The organism is Flavobacterium sp. TSSA_36, from assembly GCF_051547165.1.
Lineage (GTDB): Bacteria > Bacteroidota > Bacteroidia > Flavobacteriales > Flavobacteriaceae > Flavobacterium.
The window spans coordinates 1-492 of sequence record NZ_JBPTTP010000031.1; the positions used below are offsets into that span (position 1 = coordinate 1).

1 pseudogene is annotated in these 492 nt (G+C 44.7%); it reads right to left on the minus strand.

The window, feature by feature from the left end:
• Window positions 1–492: pseudogene (locus tag ACSVH7_RS15130) on the minus strand (hypothetical protein); the annotation flags it as partial.

The window sequence follows — 492 nt, forward strand, 5'->3', positions numbered from 1 at the left end:
AAGCCGCATCGGTTTTAGAAGAAACTGCCAAAGCCAAAGCTGCAGCAGGTTGTCCAATAGTTACGCTATTGGATAAAGTAGAACAAGAATCGCTAACAGTGACAGTATAAGTTCCGGCAGGTAATCCACTTACAGAAGCCGTAGTACCAACTACCGCATTAGAGGCATTTTTCCAAGAATAAGTTACTGTTCCTACAGCACCAGTTACCGTTCCTGCAGTTACAGTCCCGGTACTAGCTCCAAAACAAGCCGCATCGGTTTTAGAAGAAACCGCCAAAGCCAAAGCTGCAGCAGGTTGTCCAATAGTTACGCTATTGGATAAAGTAGAACAGCTATCAGAAACTGTCACAGTATAAGTTCCCGCAAGTAATCCACTTACGGAAGCCGTAGTACCAACTACAGCATTAGACGCATTTTTCCAAGAATAAGTTACTGTTCCTACAGCGCCTGTTACCACTCCAGCAGTTACCGAACCTGTACTAGCTCCAAAAC